We start from the raw sequence: 13,922 nt of genomic DNA, 5'->3' as shown, positions 1-13,922 counted from the left end.
GCTCAGCGTTATTCTGGCTTTTATCGCGACTCGGTTGCTCCAGTTGAGATTTATGAATGAATCAGATGAGTTATCTAAGAGCAGTTGTGAGCCGATATTAAAAGGCAAAGCATGGAAGCTAATGTGGCTAAAGCTAGAAAGAAAAGGGCTACCGAAGGAAGCTCCGGACATATCATGGGCTTACAGAGGTATTGCTCGATTAGGGGGTTGGAAGAATACAAAGCGAACGGGTCGTGCTTCTATAAAGACATTATGGCAAGGATGGTTTAGGTTACAAACCATCCTTGAAGGGTATGAACTGGCTAAGTCTCTTGATTCACCAGACTTGTGATCAAGAGACAGGGCTAGGAGGGGGTTCACCTCAACCCTAACCCTCCCCTTAAAGAGGAGGGAATTAGTTTTGTGAGCGTTGAGAGTAAGCCATTTATGATGATCGATGTGGTTTGCTGAAACAGTTTTTGTCCAAAAATGAGCTAGAAATTAATCTCTATTCATTGTCATTTCATTAATTTCAGCAGTAGTAACGAACCTCAAAAATGATCAAACTATATTGTTCTCCGACAATCGCGTTAACCTCAGTTAAATTACGATACAAAAAAGGTCGCTCCTTATGGGCGACCTTTGCAATATAGGGTTCTGAAGCGAGAATGAGTCATCACTTCATCACTTCATCACTTGAAATAGCAATTACTCTTCTTCAGGGTCCGCTTTCGTTTCTGCGCTAAATTCTAACACTTGGTTGTCGATTAAGCGTACTTTACCCAGAAATGCAGACACTAAGATCACCGCTTGTGTGGTCTCATTAGAGATCAGTTGCAGCGTTTTGGCATCGCGAATAAACAACTCATCAGGTTGTAGCCCAGCAGCGCGCAATTGGTCACTGGCATCTTCAATGATCGACGCGTAATCGTCGCGGCCACCACGCAGTGCACTGCTTATCCAACGCATGGTGCGAGCAAGGACAGGTGCACGTTGGCGTTCATCCAACGTCAGCAGCCCGTTACGTGAACTCATCGCCAAGCCATCCATTTCACGGACGGTAGGGACGCCGACAATCTCGATATCCATACAAAGATCGCTGACCATTTGGCGGATCACCGCTAACTGTTGAAAATCTTTTTCACCAAAACAGGCAACATTCGGCTGCACTATGTTGAACAGCTTAGCGACTATGGTTGCAACGCCACGGAAATGCCCTGGTCTTGATGCGCCTTCGAGCATATGAGAAAGCCCCGGTACTTCAACAAAGGTCTGTTTTTCTAATCCTTGCGGATACATTATTTCTGGGGTTGGGGTAAAGACCAAATCAACCGCTTCCGCGTTGAGTTTACTTAAGTCTTCATCCAGTGTTCTCGGGTAGTTATTTAAGTCATCCGCGCGGTCAAATTGCATCGGGTTAACAAAAATACTGACCACGACCACATTGCCCTCTTCACGTGCTTTACGCACTAGGGTTAAGTGGCCTTCATGTAAATTGCCCATGGTCGGTACAAAAGCGACTCGGCGGCCTTCACGCTTATACTGTTTGATCTGCTCGCGAAGAGCTGAAATGTCAGCAAAAGTTTGCATGAATATCTCCTTTAGGCGATGGTATGAGCGTCATCAGGGAAAGCGGCACTTTCTACATCTGCGATGTATTTTGCGACGGCTTTACGCATATCCCCTGTTTCAGCAAGAAAGTTTTTCGAGAATTTTGGCATGTAATTCGCCGAAATTCCGAACATATCGTGCATTACTAGAATTTGTCCATCGGTCACGTTACCTGCGCCAATGCCAATCACTGGCACATCAAGCACTTCGGTAATTCGCGCTGCTAGGCTGGCCGGTACACACTCTAATAACACAATTTGTGCGCCCGCTTCTTGGAGCGCCAACGCGTCTTTGACCATTCGGTCTGCTTTTTCTTGGTCGCGGCCTTGTACTTTATAGCCACCAAAAATATTGACCGATTGTGGTGTTAAACCAAGGTGTGCGCAAACCGGAACCGCGCGTTCAGTCAGCATTTTCACCGTCTCGACCAGCCAATCACCACCTTCGATTTTGACCATATTTGCACCCGCTTGCATCAATTTAGCGGCGCTTTCACAGGCTTGTTGTGGTGTGGCGTAGCTCATAAAAGGCATATCAGCCATCAATAAACAGTTAGGGCTACCGGCACGCACGCTGCGTGTGTGGTAGGCAATCTCTTCAACGGTGACGGGTAGGGTATCTGTGTGACCTTGTAGCACCATACCCAGAGAATCGCCCACTAATAATACAGGCATCTCTTGGCTTTCAAAAAGCTGAGCAAAGCTTGCGTCATACGCGGTGACGGTTGCAAATTTACGACCTTGTTGTTTCCATTGGATCAGATCGTTTATGGTGATTTTTTTCATTAAATGTCCTTACGAGGCGCTGGCGAGTGCCAAATACCGAGCCCGTTACGTTCGACGAGCGGTAACAGTTGATTGAGCTCAGTCCCATCAGGGAGTTGTAAACTTGGTGCGATTTCGGCGAGCGGGTAGAGCACGAATTCACGTACTTTCATTCCGTAGTGAGGAATGGTCAATCGCTCGGAATCGATCACCTCATTGCCGTAAAGAAGAATATCCAGATCGAGCGTTCTTGGCCCCCAACGTTCTTCTTTGCGAACTCGCCCTTGCTCTAACTCGATATTTTGGGTGCAATCGAGCAGCTCAAGTGGCGTTAAATCGGTTTCTATCGCAACCACCGCATTGATGTAATCGGGCTGGTTTTGTGGCCCCATCGGTGTACTACTGTACAAGGATGAGGCGCTTAAAAATCGAGAGTGTGGCAAACATTTCAAGGCTTCAATGGCCTGCTTAGCTTGCGCGATTGGGTCGCCTAAATTACTGCCAACAGCAATATAAACGAGAATCATGATTCTGGGCGGCTCTTTTTATTACGTGGGCTTCTGCGGCGGCGTACATTGGGTTTGTTACTTGCGCCACTTTCCAAATCATTTGCCATCGCTTGGCGCATATCCCGCCCGGCGCTTTCAAACGTTGTCCACCAGTCAGCCAGCTTCTTAGTCTCTCCGCCTTCGATCTCGCCACGCATTTGTAGAAAATCAAAACCCGCTCGGAATTTGTTGAGCTCCATAAGGCGGAAGGCGCGTTTCCCATTGCGACGTGGTAAGCGCAACTGCAATTGCCAAATTTCGCGAATTGTTGCGGTATGACGACGAGGTATGGCAAGGGTTTTCACCACTTGGTCAAGGATGAGGTTACTCGCTTCCATGACGGCGTCGTAATAGGCGAAATTACGCTGCTGCATTAACGCATCAGCCAGTTTCACTGTCGGGTACCAGAACATGGCAGCAAACATGAAGGCTGGGTTGATGCGTTTACCTTCTTCAATACGCAGGTCGGTTGAATCTAAGACCAGATCCAACATCTGTTCTGTGTGCGAGTCGTAGTCTGGAGTGAACTCTTGAGCTATCACAGGGAACAACTGCTGGAACAGGTTGTACTCACGCATTAAGTGGTAGGTTTCTAAACCGTGGCCAGTTTGCAGCATCTTTAGCGATTCTTCGTACAAACGTGCCGCAGGAATATCTTGCAGTAAAGGAGCAAGATGTTCGATTGGGTCGGCAGTCTCTTCTTCGATATCGAAATCGAGCTTGGCCGCAAAACGAATCGCACGCAACATGCGCACTGGGTCTTCACGGTAGCGCGTTTCAGGATCGCCAATTAAGCGGATGAGCTTATCTTCTAAGTCTTCCATGCCGCCAGCATAATCATGAATGCTGTAATCACCGATGTTGTAATACATGGCGTTAATCGTGAAGTCCCGGCGTTCAGCATCTTCATCAATGGTGCCGTAGACGTTATCACGTAGCAGCATACCCGCTTCAGATTGTGCTGAGACGTTTTGGCTCGGCTCTTGATGGTGTCCACGGAAAGTCGCCACTTCCACCACGTCGCGGCCAAACATGATGTGCGCTAAGCGAAAGCGACGGCCGATCAAGCGGCAGTTGCGAAACTGTTGGCGTATTTGCTCTGGTGTTGCATTAGTGGCGATATCAAAATCTTTTGGTGTCTCACCTAATAGTAGGTCGCGTACTCCACCACCGACTAAATAGGCGTCAAAACCTGCGCCATGAAGTCGGTATAGCACCTTGAGCGCATTATCGCTGATTTGCTTGCGCGAAATATTGTGTTCATCACGAGTGATAATATTTAGAGCTAAGTCTTGGTAAACGCGATTTTCGCGTGGTGTATAGTCGTTTTTATTCATGTGCATCTGGCAATAATTGGTTTTTGCCAACCTTGCTTTTGTTATTTAAAGTGCCCGTTCGGGACGATTTTGCGGCTAATCATAGCGTAAGGATAGCCTTTTGAGAATCACGGTGTGATCTCGGTCTCCCGAGGGAGTTGTTCAACGTGCCAATTCTGACTGCCCCAAAAGATAATTTCATCGATGGAAGCGTCGCTAATCTCTTGTTTTATCTCAAACCCTAAAAAGCGCATTGCCTTAAGCAAAGTAGGTTTAGGATTTTGAATATCAATGGCAGTGGCATGATTCTGTTTGGATAATTTATTGCCATTACCATCCATCGCGAGCGGCAAGTGAAGGTAGCTTACCGGAGTTTTATGTAAGCAATGATACAAGCTGATTTGTCGTCCTGTTGGTTCAATTAAATCGGCTCCCCGCACCACTTCCGTCACTCCTTGATCGATATCATCGAGCACTACGGCAAGATTATAAGCAAATAAACCGTCACGTCGCTTAATGATGAAGTCTTCCTGTGCTAATGCTTTAGGAATGTGAATTTCGCCATGTTTTTGGTCGAAAAATGACTCTACCGGTGTATCAACACGCAACCTAACCGCGCAATCTTCGGTTAATGTTGGTTTTTTATAGCGGCATGTACCGGGATAAAAGCCACCTATCTGTTTAATTTGTTTACGCGTGCAATCACAATAATAGGCTTGCCCTGATTCAAGCCAAGCCTCAATTTGATCTTGGTATAAAGTGTGGCGCTGGCTTTGATAAACCACCTCGTCATCCCAATGCAAACCATAGGCTTCGATGGCTTGAAGTATCAGGGTGGAGGCTCCTGGCATTTCCCTTGGCGGATCCAAATCTTCGATGCGAACCAACCACTTACCTTGCTGTGATTTTGCTTGAAAGTAGCTGCCAAGTGCAGCGATCAAAGAACCAAAATGAAGTGGGCCTGAAGGTGATGGGGCAAATCGGCCAATATAGTGCATTGCGATTCATCCAAGTTACAAGTTATTTGGGTATCGAGTGAAAACAAAAAGGGAGCTTTAGCTCCCTTTTTTAACACAAACAAAAGGTAAGATTAACCTTGCATCTGTTTTTCTTTAAGTTCGGCTAGCGTTTTGCAGTCAATGCAAAGGTCCGCCGTTGGTCGAGCTTCTAAGCGACGAACGCCGATTTCCACGCCACAAGATTCACAAAAACCAAAATCATCTTCTTCAATTTTGCTTAATGTTTTTTCAATTTTCTTGATCAAGCGACGTTCACGGTCACGGTTACGCAATTCCAAGCTGAATTCTTCTTCTTGAGAAGCGCGATCAACGGGATCGGGAAAGTTTGCGGCTTCATCTTGCATATGGTGAACGGTACGCTCAACTTCTTCACGAAGTTGGTTGCGCCAAGCACTTAAAATTTTTGTAAAGTGAGCTATTTGCTCAGGTGACATATACTCTTCACCTGGCTTTTCCTGATACGGCTCAACACCTGCAATGGCTAGGATGCCTATCGCTTTTTTCTTTAATTCCGGCATGCAGCATCTCCTACTAACACCTAGTCAACTGCGCGAGCAGCTAATTTTAGGCGGGTATCTATAGCAAAAAGATCTATAGGAGGCAAACACTCAATCGTAAACTTATTGTCAATGTGAAGGCGCCATCAATTTTTTGTCACTAATGGGCGAATTCTACAGTGTTAACGAGCTTGATTTCATTCCTTGAAAGTACAGCCTTGTAGCACAGTACTTCCACCCCTTCTTTTTGCGCTTGTTTCAATAATAGTGAATAGTTTGCGTCTATATGGAGTGCAGGCGAGACTTTTTCAATCCCTGAATGCAAAACAGCAAACAAAAGTACTGCTCTGCTTCCACTTTTTGCCATTTCCGTTAATTCACGCAAATGCTTTTGTCCACGCGTTGTAACGGCATCGGGGAAATAACCTTGTCCTGAATTGCAGGCGATATCGTCCTGTGGAGAGTAACGTTCATCCAATAAGGTGACGCTTTTCACTTCTATATAGCACGTCGGTTTAGAGGGTGATTTGAGCAAGATATCAATTCGGCTATTTTCTTGGCCGTAGCGCATTTCAGTTTGTAATTGCTCATATCCTTGCAGCTCTTTGATGATGCCGTTTTGAATCGCTTCTACTGCCAGCGTATTCGCCCGAGCCGTGTTGACGCAAATGCAGTGGCCTTGCTGGGTTTCAGTCAGCTCCCAACTGTGTGGGTATTTACGTTTAGGGTTGTCCGAGGTGGAGAACCAGACACGATTACCCGCCTCGGCGCAGCCCGTCATCGCGCCAGTATTGGCGCAGTGAATAGTCTCTTGTTGACCATCGGCAAACTCAATGTCGGCCAAAAAACGCTTGTAGCGTTTGAGTAAGGTCGCGGATCGAAGTGGAGGATTGAACTGCATTTATCTACTGTTTTTATGTACAATGTTGCCGCCATTTAACCATAAGGATTGCACATTGTCACAATTGCCCATTCAAGCTGTGATGCCCGAGCTGCTGGCGGGAGTACAAGCTCACCCACAGATGATTGTCAAAGCCGCTCCTGGCGCGGGTAAGTCGACCCATTTCCCGTTACAGCTATTAAAAGCGCAATTATTCACGGGTAAGATCATCATGCTTGAACCGCGTCGTTTGGCGGCGCGCAGTATTGCTTGCTATTTAGCACAGCAATTAGGTGAGAGTGTTGGGCAAACCGTCGGCTATCGTATGCGTGGTGAGAGTAAAGTCAGCACAGCGACACAGCTTGAAATTGTGACAGAAGGGATCATGACACGTATGATCCAAACCGATCCTGAGCTAAGCGGAATCGATCTCTTGATCTTCGATGAGTATCACGAGCGGAGTATTCACGCGGATACGGCTCTCGCATTAAGTTTGGAAGTGCAATCAGCTCTGCGAGAAGATCTTAAAATCGTCGTAATGTCGGCAACCTTAGATCAACTGGCATTGCAGTCATTATTACCCCAAGCACTTTATGTGCAATCTGAAGGTCGCGCTTATCCGGTTGAAGTGCGCTATGCACCGCTGCGAGCCAATGATTATCTTGTGCCGACGATGAGCAAACAGATTGAAGGCTTGATGCGAGCTGAAAGTGGCTCTCTGCTGGCTTTTTTACCTGGCGTTTCAGCCATTAAACAGCTTGAACAGCAGCTCGCACACTTAGCCGATGAGTTTGATATTTGTCCTTTATACGGGCAGTTGAGTCTACAAGCGCAGCAAAAAGCGATTGCGCCTGCAGTAGCAGGCAAACGGAAAATTGTGCTAGCGACTAATATTGCCGAAACATCGCTGACCATTGAGGGGATACGCTTAGTGGTGGATGCAGGGCTAGAGCGGATAGCGAAGTTTGATCTTAAAACGGGCATCACTCGTTTAGAGCAAGTGAAAATTGCCCAGTCATCGGCGCAGCAACGCACGGGGCGCGCCGGACGCCTAGAACCTGGCATCTGTTTGCGCCTTTACAGCGAAGCACAATATAAGCAGCAACCCCAAGTGCCGAGCGCGGAAATATTGCACAGTGACTTAGCGTCTTTAGCGATGGAGCTTGCGCAGTGGGGTGTGGTGTCGGTCAACGATTTGCCTTGGCTGGATACACCACCACCAGCAGCGATGCAGCAAGCTTGGAGTCTATTGCATACGCTTGGTTTGATGGACAGCAAACAGCAGCTCAGCGCATTGGGTAAAAAAGCGCAGTCACTCGGTGTGGAACCAAGGCTGGTGAGTATGCTGCTCAAAGCCCATGAAACGAGTGATTCAATGCTAAATACGGCGCTCGCTGTGACCGCTTTATTGGAAGAGCCTGAGCGTAATGTGCTGGATTTACAACATAGCTTAATGCGTTGGCAGCAAGCGACTCACCCTAAAACACAAAACCTACATCAGCGTGCCACGACGCTTGCGCGCGCACTCGGTGGCCAATTTCAGCTAACACAAGTGGATGAATCATTGTTGGCGTTAGTGCTGAGTTTGGCTTTTCCCGATCGCATTGCCCAGCGTCGCAGCGAGTCGCAACGGGGGCAGTTTTTATTGGCGAATGGTCACGGCGCGCAAATGCGTGACGATGAACGCCTCGCTGGCGCGCACTATTTAGTGGTGGTGGATTTAATGCGCAGCGGCTCACAAGCGAGCCAAATCTTTGTTGCGACAGAGTTGGATATTGATGCACTGCAAGCCCATTTCCCTGAGCTATTTAGTACACAAGAACGAGTCGATTGGGATGAGAAAGCGGGGAAACTTTGCGCGGAAAGGCTAACCCTGTGCGGTAAATTGGTTATTGAGCGTGAAGCGCTGCCAGAGCCTGCTCATGAAAAAATGACGCAAGCCTTGCTCAATTATGTCCGTCGCAAGGGGCTATCGGTATTACACTGGAGCGAAGCGGCGAGCGCTTTATTAACGCGCATACGTTGCGCTGCGCAATGGCTACCGGAAGCGGCGTGGCCTGCTGTCGAGGAACAAGCGCTGCTCGATGATCTTGAAATTTGGTTAGCCCCCTATTTAGTCGGGGTAAAATCGGTCAAAGCGTTAGCGAAAGTACCGCTTCTTGATGCACTCAATGCCTATTTAGGTTGGCCATTAAACCAAGAGATTGATCGCTGGCTTCCAACTCACCACCCGCTACCCACAGGTAATCGAGCCGCCATTCGTTATCAACTGGGCGCGGAGCCGATGCTGTCGGTCCGTATGCAGGAGATGTTTGGCGAGCAAGATTCCCCCACCATCGCTCAAGGGCGTAAAAAAGTGGTAATGGAACTGCTCTCACCTGCGCAGCGGCCTTTGCAGGTAACTCAAGATCTCGCCGGTTTCTGGCAGGGCGCTTATAAAGAAGTACAAAAAGAGATGAAAGGGCGTTACCCAAAACACGTTTGGCCTGATGATCCTGCCAACCACATAGCGACGACGAAAACTAAGCGGCAATTAGCACAATGACAACCCAGAAAAAGCCTACGGGCACTCAAAAAAATAGCGTAAAAAAACCTTCACGTCGCCCGGCTAAGAAGCCTTCAGCGCCACGCAAAGCATGGTGGAAAATTGTGTGGGGTATTGGCTGGAAACTGAGCCTTGCACTGGCTGCGGTGCTGTTGTTTGTTGGTATTTACCTAAATAGCGTGGTTAAACAACGCTTCGAAGGCCAGCTTTTTGATTTACCGACCGTCGTGTATGCGCGTATTTTGAATTTAGCACCCGGTGATGACATCCCGTTGCAAGAGCTGCGCAATGAGCTTGATGTACTCAACTATCGCAAAGTGAACCAGCCACGCTATGCTGGCGAGTACTCTTCATCATCAAGCAAAATTGAGATCATCCGCCGCCCTTTTGAGTTTGCCGATGGCCCTGAGCCTGACCGCCATGTGATGCTCCATTTTAATGACAGCGGTTTAGTTCGTATCCAATCTCTTGAGCAAAAAGGGGATTTAGGTTACTTGCGTATTGAGCCCAAAATGCTCGGCATGCTTGAAAAAGGCAACGATGAGCAGCGGCTATTTTTACGTCGTGATCAGTTTCCTGAAGTGATGGTGGATGCGTTGCTTGCGACCGAGGATCGCTATTTTTATCAACATGATGGCATCTCTCCATTTGCGATTGCCCGTGCTTTAGTAGCCAACATTAAGGCTGGGCGCACCGTGCAAGGCGGCAGCACGTTAACTCAACAGCTGGCAAAAAATATTTTCTTATCCAGCGATCGAACCTTATGGCGTAAAGTGCGTGAAGCTTATATGGCGCTCATTATTGACTATCGCTACAGTAAAGATCGCATTTTAGAAGCCTATCTAAATGAGGTTTATTTGGGGCAAAGTGGCGGTGAGGCGATTCACGGTTTCGGCCTCGCCTCACGGCTTTATTTCGGTCAACCATTGCAAGAATTGCGTATTGATCAACTAGCGTTGTTGGTGGGCATGGTTAAAGGGCCTTCTTATTATAACCCGGCGCGTTACCCTGAACGTGCTAAAGAGCGTCGCGACTTGGTTTTAAAGCTGATGATGCAGCAAGATATTTTGACGGCTAAACAGTTTGAACAAGCGGCCAGTCGACCGTTAGATGTGCAAAAGCATCCTCACATTGCCAGCCGCCAGCCAGCGTATTTTCAGCAGTTAAAAATTGAACTGAAAGAGAAAGTGGGCGACGCCTTCAAAGCGGATACTGGCCTGCGCGTTTTTACCTCGCTCGATCCTGTTTCGCAAGTCAAATTGGAGCTGGCGATTGATCGACAAATTCCAGTGCTTTCCAAAACGGCGGGGAAAAACTTAGAAGCCGCAGCAATCGCTGTTGATCGAACCAGTGGTGAAATCCGTGCCATGGTTGGCGGTAAACAGACCGGTTATGACGGCTTTAACCGCGCTTTAAATGCAAGCCGTCCTATCGGCTCGTTAGTCAAACCAGCGGTCTATCTCACCGCACTCGCACAGCCAGATAAATACAACTTAGCCAGCACGCTTATCGATAAACCCATCACACTCAAAGGGAACAAAGGCGAAGTGTGGTCACCGCGCAACTTTGATCGTCAGTTCCGTGGTGAAGTGCCGTTGTATCTCGCGTTAGCTAAATCACTCAATGTGCCCACGGTACAATTGGGCATGCAGCTTGGGATTGAACAAGTTTCTGACACTTTGGTGCGGCTCGGTGTCAACAAAGAGGAGATCCGTCCTGTACCGTCGATGTTTCTTGGCGCATTCTCTCTGACGCCTTATCAAGTGGCGCAGATGTACCAAACCTTAACCAACTCGGGTAAAAAAGCGCCCTTATCGGCGCTGCGCTCGGTATTGGATTTAGAGGGCAATGTGCTCTATCAATCAATTCCCAAAGTATCCCAAGCCGTTGAGCAGCAAGCGGCGTGGCTTACAACTTATGCGATGAAGCGAGGAGTACTTGAAGGGACCGGGCGCTATCTCAATAACCAGTTCGCTTGGGCTGCATTGGCGGGGAAAACTGGTACCACTAACGATAGCCGCGACAGTTGGTTTGTCGGGGTGGATGGCCGTGAAGTCACCACGGTTTGGCTTGGCCGCGATGATAATCAGCCGATCAAACTTACGGGTTCGAGTGGTGCATTACGGGTGTACGCGGAATATTTACAACATCGGATCCCGGAAAAATTACTTCTTCCTTGGCCGCAAGGCATTACCACGATTGGCTTTAAAACCAGTTCCGAGGGTGAATTAGTCCAAGATTGTCACAACGAATTTAAACTGCCCATGTGGGATAAAAGCGGCGCATTGAAACAGAGCTGTAATAAACAACCAGGACAATGGTTAAAAAATCTCTTTCAGTGGTAGCTGGGGGAGTTTATATTAAATTGATTTCAAAGGGATTTAAGGAAGAGTCGTGAAACAGTTTTTAAGTAACTTATTGTTCTTGGTATTCATGTTTCCTGCGACTTTCGCGGTGGCTGATGAGCCACAAGCTGAAAAACCTATGCTGGACAGTGCTGCGCGCCCTAAGATTGCTGTGGTACTTGCTGGTGGCGGAGCAAAAGGTGCAGCGCACATTGGCGTTCTCAAAGCGCTGGAAGAGATGCGCATCCCCGTTGATTTCATTACTGGTACCAGCATGGGCGCTTATGTGGGCGGCCTCTATGCCAGTGGTATGAGCGCCGATGAAATTGAAAGTTTAATTTACAGCGTAGATTGGAATGAAGGTTATCGTGACCGGGTCAACCGTAGCCAACGTCGTGTTCGGGATAAAGAGTACGAAGACCGCTATCAACTGACCACCGACCTTGGACTGCGTTGGGGGGAGATCCGCGCACCACGTGGTGTGGTGCAAGGGCAAAATATGTTGCGTATTTTGCGAGAAACGTCGGGCAATCTCTCTGAATTTCAGTCCTTTGATCAACTGCCTATTCCTTATCGCGCGGTAGCAACTGATATCATTGCTCTTGAGGAAGTGGTGCTGGATCGTGGCTATTTAGTGGATGCGATGATGGCGAGTATGTCAGTACCTGGAGCACTGCCACCTTACGAAGTTGATGGTCGTTGGTTAGTCGATGGCGGTGTGACCAATAACATGCCTGTTGATGTTGCACGTGCCTTAGGGGCTGATATTGTTATCGCGATCGATATTAGTACCGATTACAAAAACCAAGAAGCTTTCACCACCTTTTTGACAGTAGCCGATCAGCTTTCCAACTATCTCGTACAAAGAAGCACTCAAAAACAAGCACGTTTATTGAATGAGCGAGATGTATTTTTACGCCCTGATGTCGGCAGGATGGAAACCACTGAATTTGATAAAATGCCTACGGCTTATAGGAAAGGGTACGATATCGCAATGGCGAACCAATCGGTATTGGCTTCGTTGTCATTATCGAGTGCTAGTTATCAACGCTATGTGGAAGCAAAACAGGCTCGCCGCAGGGCTTTAATTTATGGCGATGATGTGAAGGTTGATGAAATCGTACTCAACAACCGCAGTCATTACAGCGATCAATTGTTAAAAAACCGTTTACATTTAAAGACAGGACAACCGCTATCAACCGAGCAGATTGAAGCGACGGTCGAAAATCTCTATGCATTGGATCGCTTTGAGTTAGTGACCTATGAATACCGAGAATTTGAAGGAAAGAACCAACTGGTCATCGATGTAAAAGAGAAATCTTGGGGGCCAAATTACCTCAATTTTCGCTTTTTCTTAGAAGATGATTTTCATACGGATAGTCAGTATGCGCTGGGTATCTCTTCCAATTTCACCAACTTAAATTCGTTTGGTTCTGAATTACGTTTCAATCTAGAAATGGGCACCGATAAGATCATCGAAGCGGAGCTTTTTTCTCCTCTGTTCTCAGGGCAAAAAGCGTTTACCTCAGCTTTGATTTCGTTTAGCAATGATAAACGTAATAAGCCAATGCAAGGGTTTGATGACACCAGTCTAGAAGCCAGTAAAGATTATTTGCCGATCAGCTATTTAGAATGGATTGGAGAATTGTCGCTTGGTTATCAAGATAAATTATGGCGAGAGTTTAAGGTAGGGATCCGCTATACCGACGGGGAGGCCGAAGTCTCAAATTGGCCATCCATGGGAAATATGGATTACACCCGTGCTGGTGTGTTTGCTAACTACCGCATTGATACCTTAGATGACTTCAGCTTGCCTACCCATGGTGTTTATCTTGATCTTGAGTATCTTGCATCACACGATAAAGTTTCTGGCGTCTCTTCCGATCTTGAATCAAACGATACGGTGTATGAATTTTCCGGTGAATTGATCGCTGCTTATAGCCTTGGCAGGCATACTTTGGTCGGTAATCTTGATTACGGTGTGGTACAAAGTAAAAATTCCAGTGAGCCGATAAACCCTAAATCGATTGGTGGTTTCTTAAATTTATCAGGTATTCCTCGTAACAGCTTGATTGGACAGAATAAAGCGTTCACCAGTTTGGTGTATCGTTATCGCTGGTTTGATAATGACTTTGGCCTGTTCAGTTCCCCATTTTATGTCGGTGCATCAATAGAATACGGCGGTGTATGGTCTGATCCTGATCTAAGCTTTGATACCGCCCCATTATACGGTGCGGGATCGGTGTTTGCCGGTGTTGATTCGCCGATTGGACCGATTATGTTTGCTTATGGTCGAACCGAAGATAATTTTGATTCGATATACTTGAGTATTGGCACTACCTTTTAGCGAGAATTGAGCTGAAAAGTGGGCGGTAAGTGACTCAAAAATCATAGAACTTTAGTCTTAAGTTGCTATGT

At 47.3% G+C, this 13,922-nt stretch carries 11 protein-coding genes; 4 read left to right on the top strand and 7 right to left on the bottom strand.

The window, feature by feature from the left end; translation table 11 throughout:
• Positions 1-331: IS4 family transposase (locus B9J87_RS01275; RefSeq protein WP_303396254.1), on the top strand; the 331-nt coding region annotated here is incomplete at its 5' end.
• Positions 332-687: 356 nt separating this feature from the next.
• Here B9J87_RS01275 and panC read toward each other — a convergent pair.
• The 7 genes from panC to sfsA form a co-directional block, all read right to left on the bottom strand.
• Complete coding sequence (gene panC, locus B9J87_RS01270) at positions 688-1,569, bottom strand: pantoate--beta-alanine ligase (protein ID WP_010319549.1); 882 nt, start codon at positions 1,567-1,569, stop codon at positions 688-690.
• An 11-nt stretch (positions 1,570-1,580) separates the two neighbouring features.
• The gene (gene panB, locus B9J87_RS01265) at positions 1,581-2,375 is read right to left on the bottom strand and encodes a 3-methyl-2-oxobutanoate hydroxymethyltransferase (RefSeq protein ID WP_010319550.1); all 795 of its coding nucleotides are present in this window, start codon (positions 2,373-2,375) and stop codon (positions 1,581-1,583) included.
• Complete coding sequence (folK, locus tag B9J87_RS01260) at positions 2,375-2,881, bottom strand: 2-amino-4-hydroxy-6-hydroxymethyldihydropteridine diphosphokinase (RefSeq protein WP_047690048.1); 507 nt, start codon at positions 2,879-2,881, stop codon at positions 2,375-2,377. Before folK ends, panB begins: the two co-directional genes overlap by 1 nt.
• Positions 2,878-4,239 (bottom strand): polynucleotide adenylyltransferase PcnB, encoded by a 1,362-nt coding sequence (pcnB, locus tag B9J87_RS01255; protein WP_176429456.1) that lies wholly within the window; start codon positions 4,237-4,239, stop codon positions 2,878-2,880. The genes folK and pcnB overlap by 4 nt, the downstream gene beginning before the upstream one ends.
• Positions 4,240-4,346: 107 nt before the next feature.
• Complete coding sequence (gene gluQRS / locus B9J87_RS01250; RefSeq protein ID WP_017043010.1) at positions 4,347-5,216, bottom strand: tRNA glutamyl-Q(34) synthetase GluQRS; 870 nt, start codon at positions 5,214-5,216, stop codon at positions 4,347-4,349.
• Between the two features lie 92 nt (positions 5,217-5,308).
• The gene (dksA, locus tag B9J87_RS01245; RefSeq protein WP_013857662.1) at positions 5,309-5,755 is read right to left on the bottom strand and encodes an RNA polymerase-binding protein DksA; all 447 of its coding nucleotides are present in this window, start codon (positions 5,753-5,755) and stop codon (positions 5,309-5,311) included.
• A gap of 139 nt (positions 5,756-5,894) precedes the next feature.
• Positions 5,895-6,635, bottom strand: coding sequence for a DNA/RNA nuclease SfsA (gene sfsA, locus B9J87_RS01240; RefSeq protein ID WP_094123458.1), 741 nt, complete (start codon positions 6,633-6,635; stop codon positions 5,895-5,897).
• Between the two features lie 55 nt (positions 6,636-6,690).
• On the opposite strand from sfsA, the gene hrpB reads away from it, so the two are divergent.
• From hrpB to B9J87_RS01225, 3 genes are all read left to right on the top strand, one after another.
• Positions 6,691-9,159 carry an ATP-dependent helicase HrpB gene (gene hrpB / locus B9J87_RS01235; RefSeq protein ID WP_094123459.1) on the top strand — a complete coding sequence of 823 codons (2,469 nt, stop codon included), beginning with the start codon at positions 6,691-6,693 and terminating at the stop codon, positions 9,157-9,159.
• The gene (gene mrcB, locus B9J87_RS01230) at positions 9,156-11,504 is read left to right on the top strand and encodes a penicillin-binding protein 1B (RefSeq protein ID WP_094123460.1); all 2,349 of its coding nucleotides are present in this window, start codon (positions 9,156-9,158) and stop codon (positions 11,502-11,504) included. The genes hrpB and mrcB overlap by 4 nt, the downstream gene beginning before the upstream one ends.
• An 88-nt stretch (positions 11,505-11,592) precedes the next feature.
• Complete coding sequence (locus tag B9J87_RS01225; RefSeq protein ID WP_176429457.1) at positions 11,593-13,851, top strand: patatin-like phospholipase family protein; 2,259 nt, start codon at positions 11,593-11,595, stop codon at positions 13,849-13,851.
• Positions 13,852-13,922 lie beyond the last annotated feature (71 nt).

The organism is Vibrio sp. V19_P1S1T109 (assembly GCF_002241375.1).
Lineage (GTDB): Bacteria > Pseudomonadota > Gammaproteobacteria > Enterobacterales > Vibrionaceae > Vibrio > Vibrio anguillarum.
The sequence above is the reverse complement of the archived record's forward strand: the minus strand, read 5'-3'. Positions and strand labels throughout refer to the sequence as shown.

What these genes read in the sequence shown, in the direction of transcription:
- mrcB (WP_094123460.1), top strand. Translation starts at nt 9,156, where the DNA reads ATGACAACCCAGAAAAAGCCTACGGGCACTCAAAAAAATAGCGTAAAA.
- sfsA (WP_094123458.1), bottom strand. Translation starts at nt 6,635, where the DNA reads ATGCAGTTCAATCCTCCACTTCGATCCGCGACCTTACTCAAACGCTAC.
- panB (WP_010319550.1), bottom strand. Translation starts at nt 2,375, where the DNA reads ATGAAAAAAATCACCATAAACGATCTGATCCAATGGAAACAACAAGGT.
- gluQRS (WP_017043010.1), bottom strand. Translation starts at nt 5,216, where the DNA reads ATGCACTATATTGGCCGATTTGCCCCATCACCTTCAGGCCCACTTCAT.
- pcnB (WP_176429456.1), bottom strand. Translation starts at nt 4,239, where the DNA reads ATGAATAAAAACGACTATACACCACGCGAAAATCGCGTTTACCAAGAC.
- dksA (WP_013857662.1), bottom strand. Translation starts at nt 5,755, where the DNA reads ATGCCGGAATTAAAGAAAAAAGCGATAGGCATCCTAGCCATTGCAGGT.
- folK (WP_047690048.1), bottom strand. Translation starts at nt 2,881, where the DNA reads ATGATTCTCGTTTATATTGCTGTTGGCAGTAATTTAGGCGACCCAATC.
- B9J87_RS01225 (WP_176429457.1), top strand. Translation starts at nt 11,593, where the DNA reads ATGTTTCCTGCGACTTTCGCGGTGGCTGATGAGCCACAAGCTGAAAAA.
- panC (WP_010319549.1), bottom strand. Translation starts at nt 1,569, where the DNA reads ATGCAAACTTTTGCTGACATTTCAGCTCTTCGCGAGCAGATCAAACAG.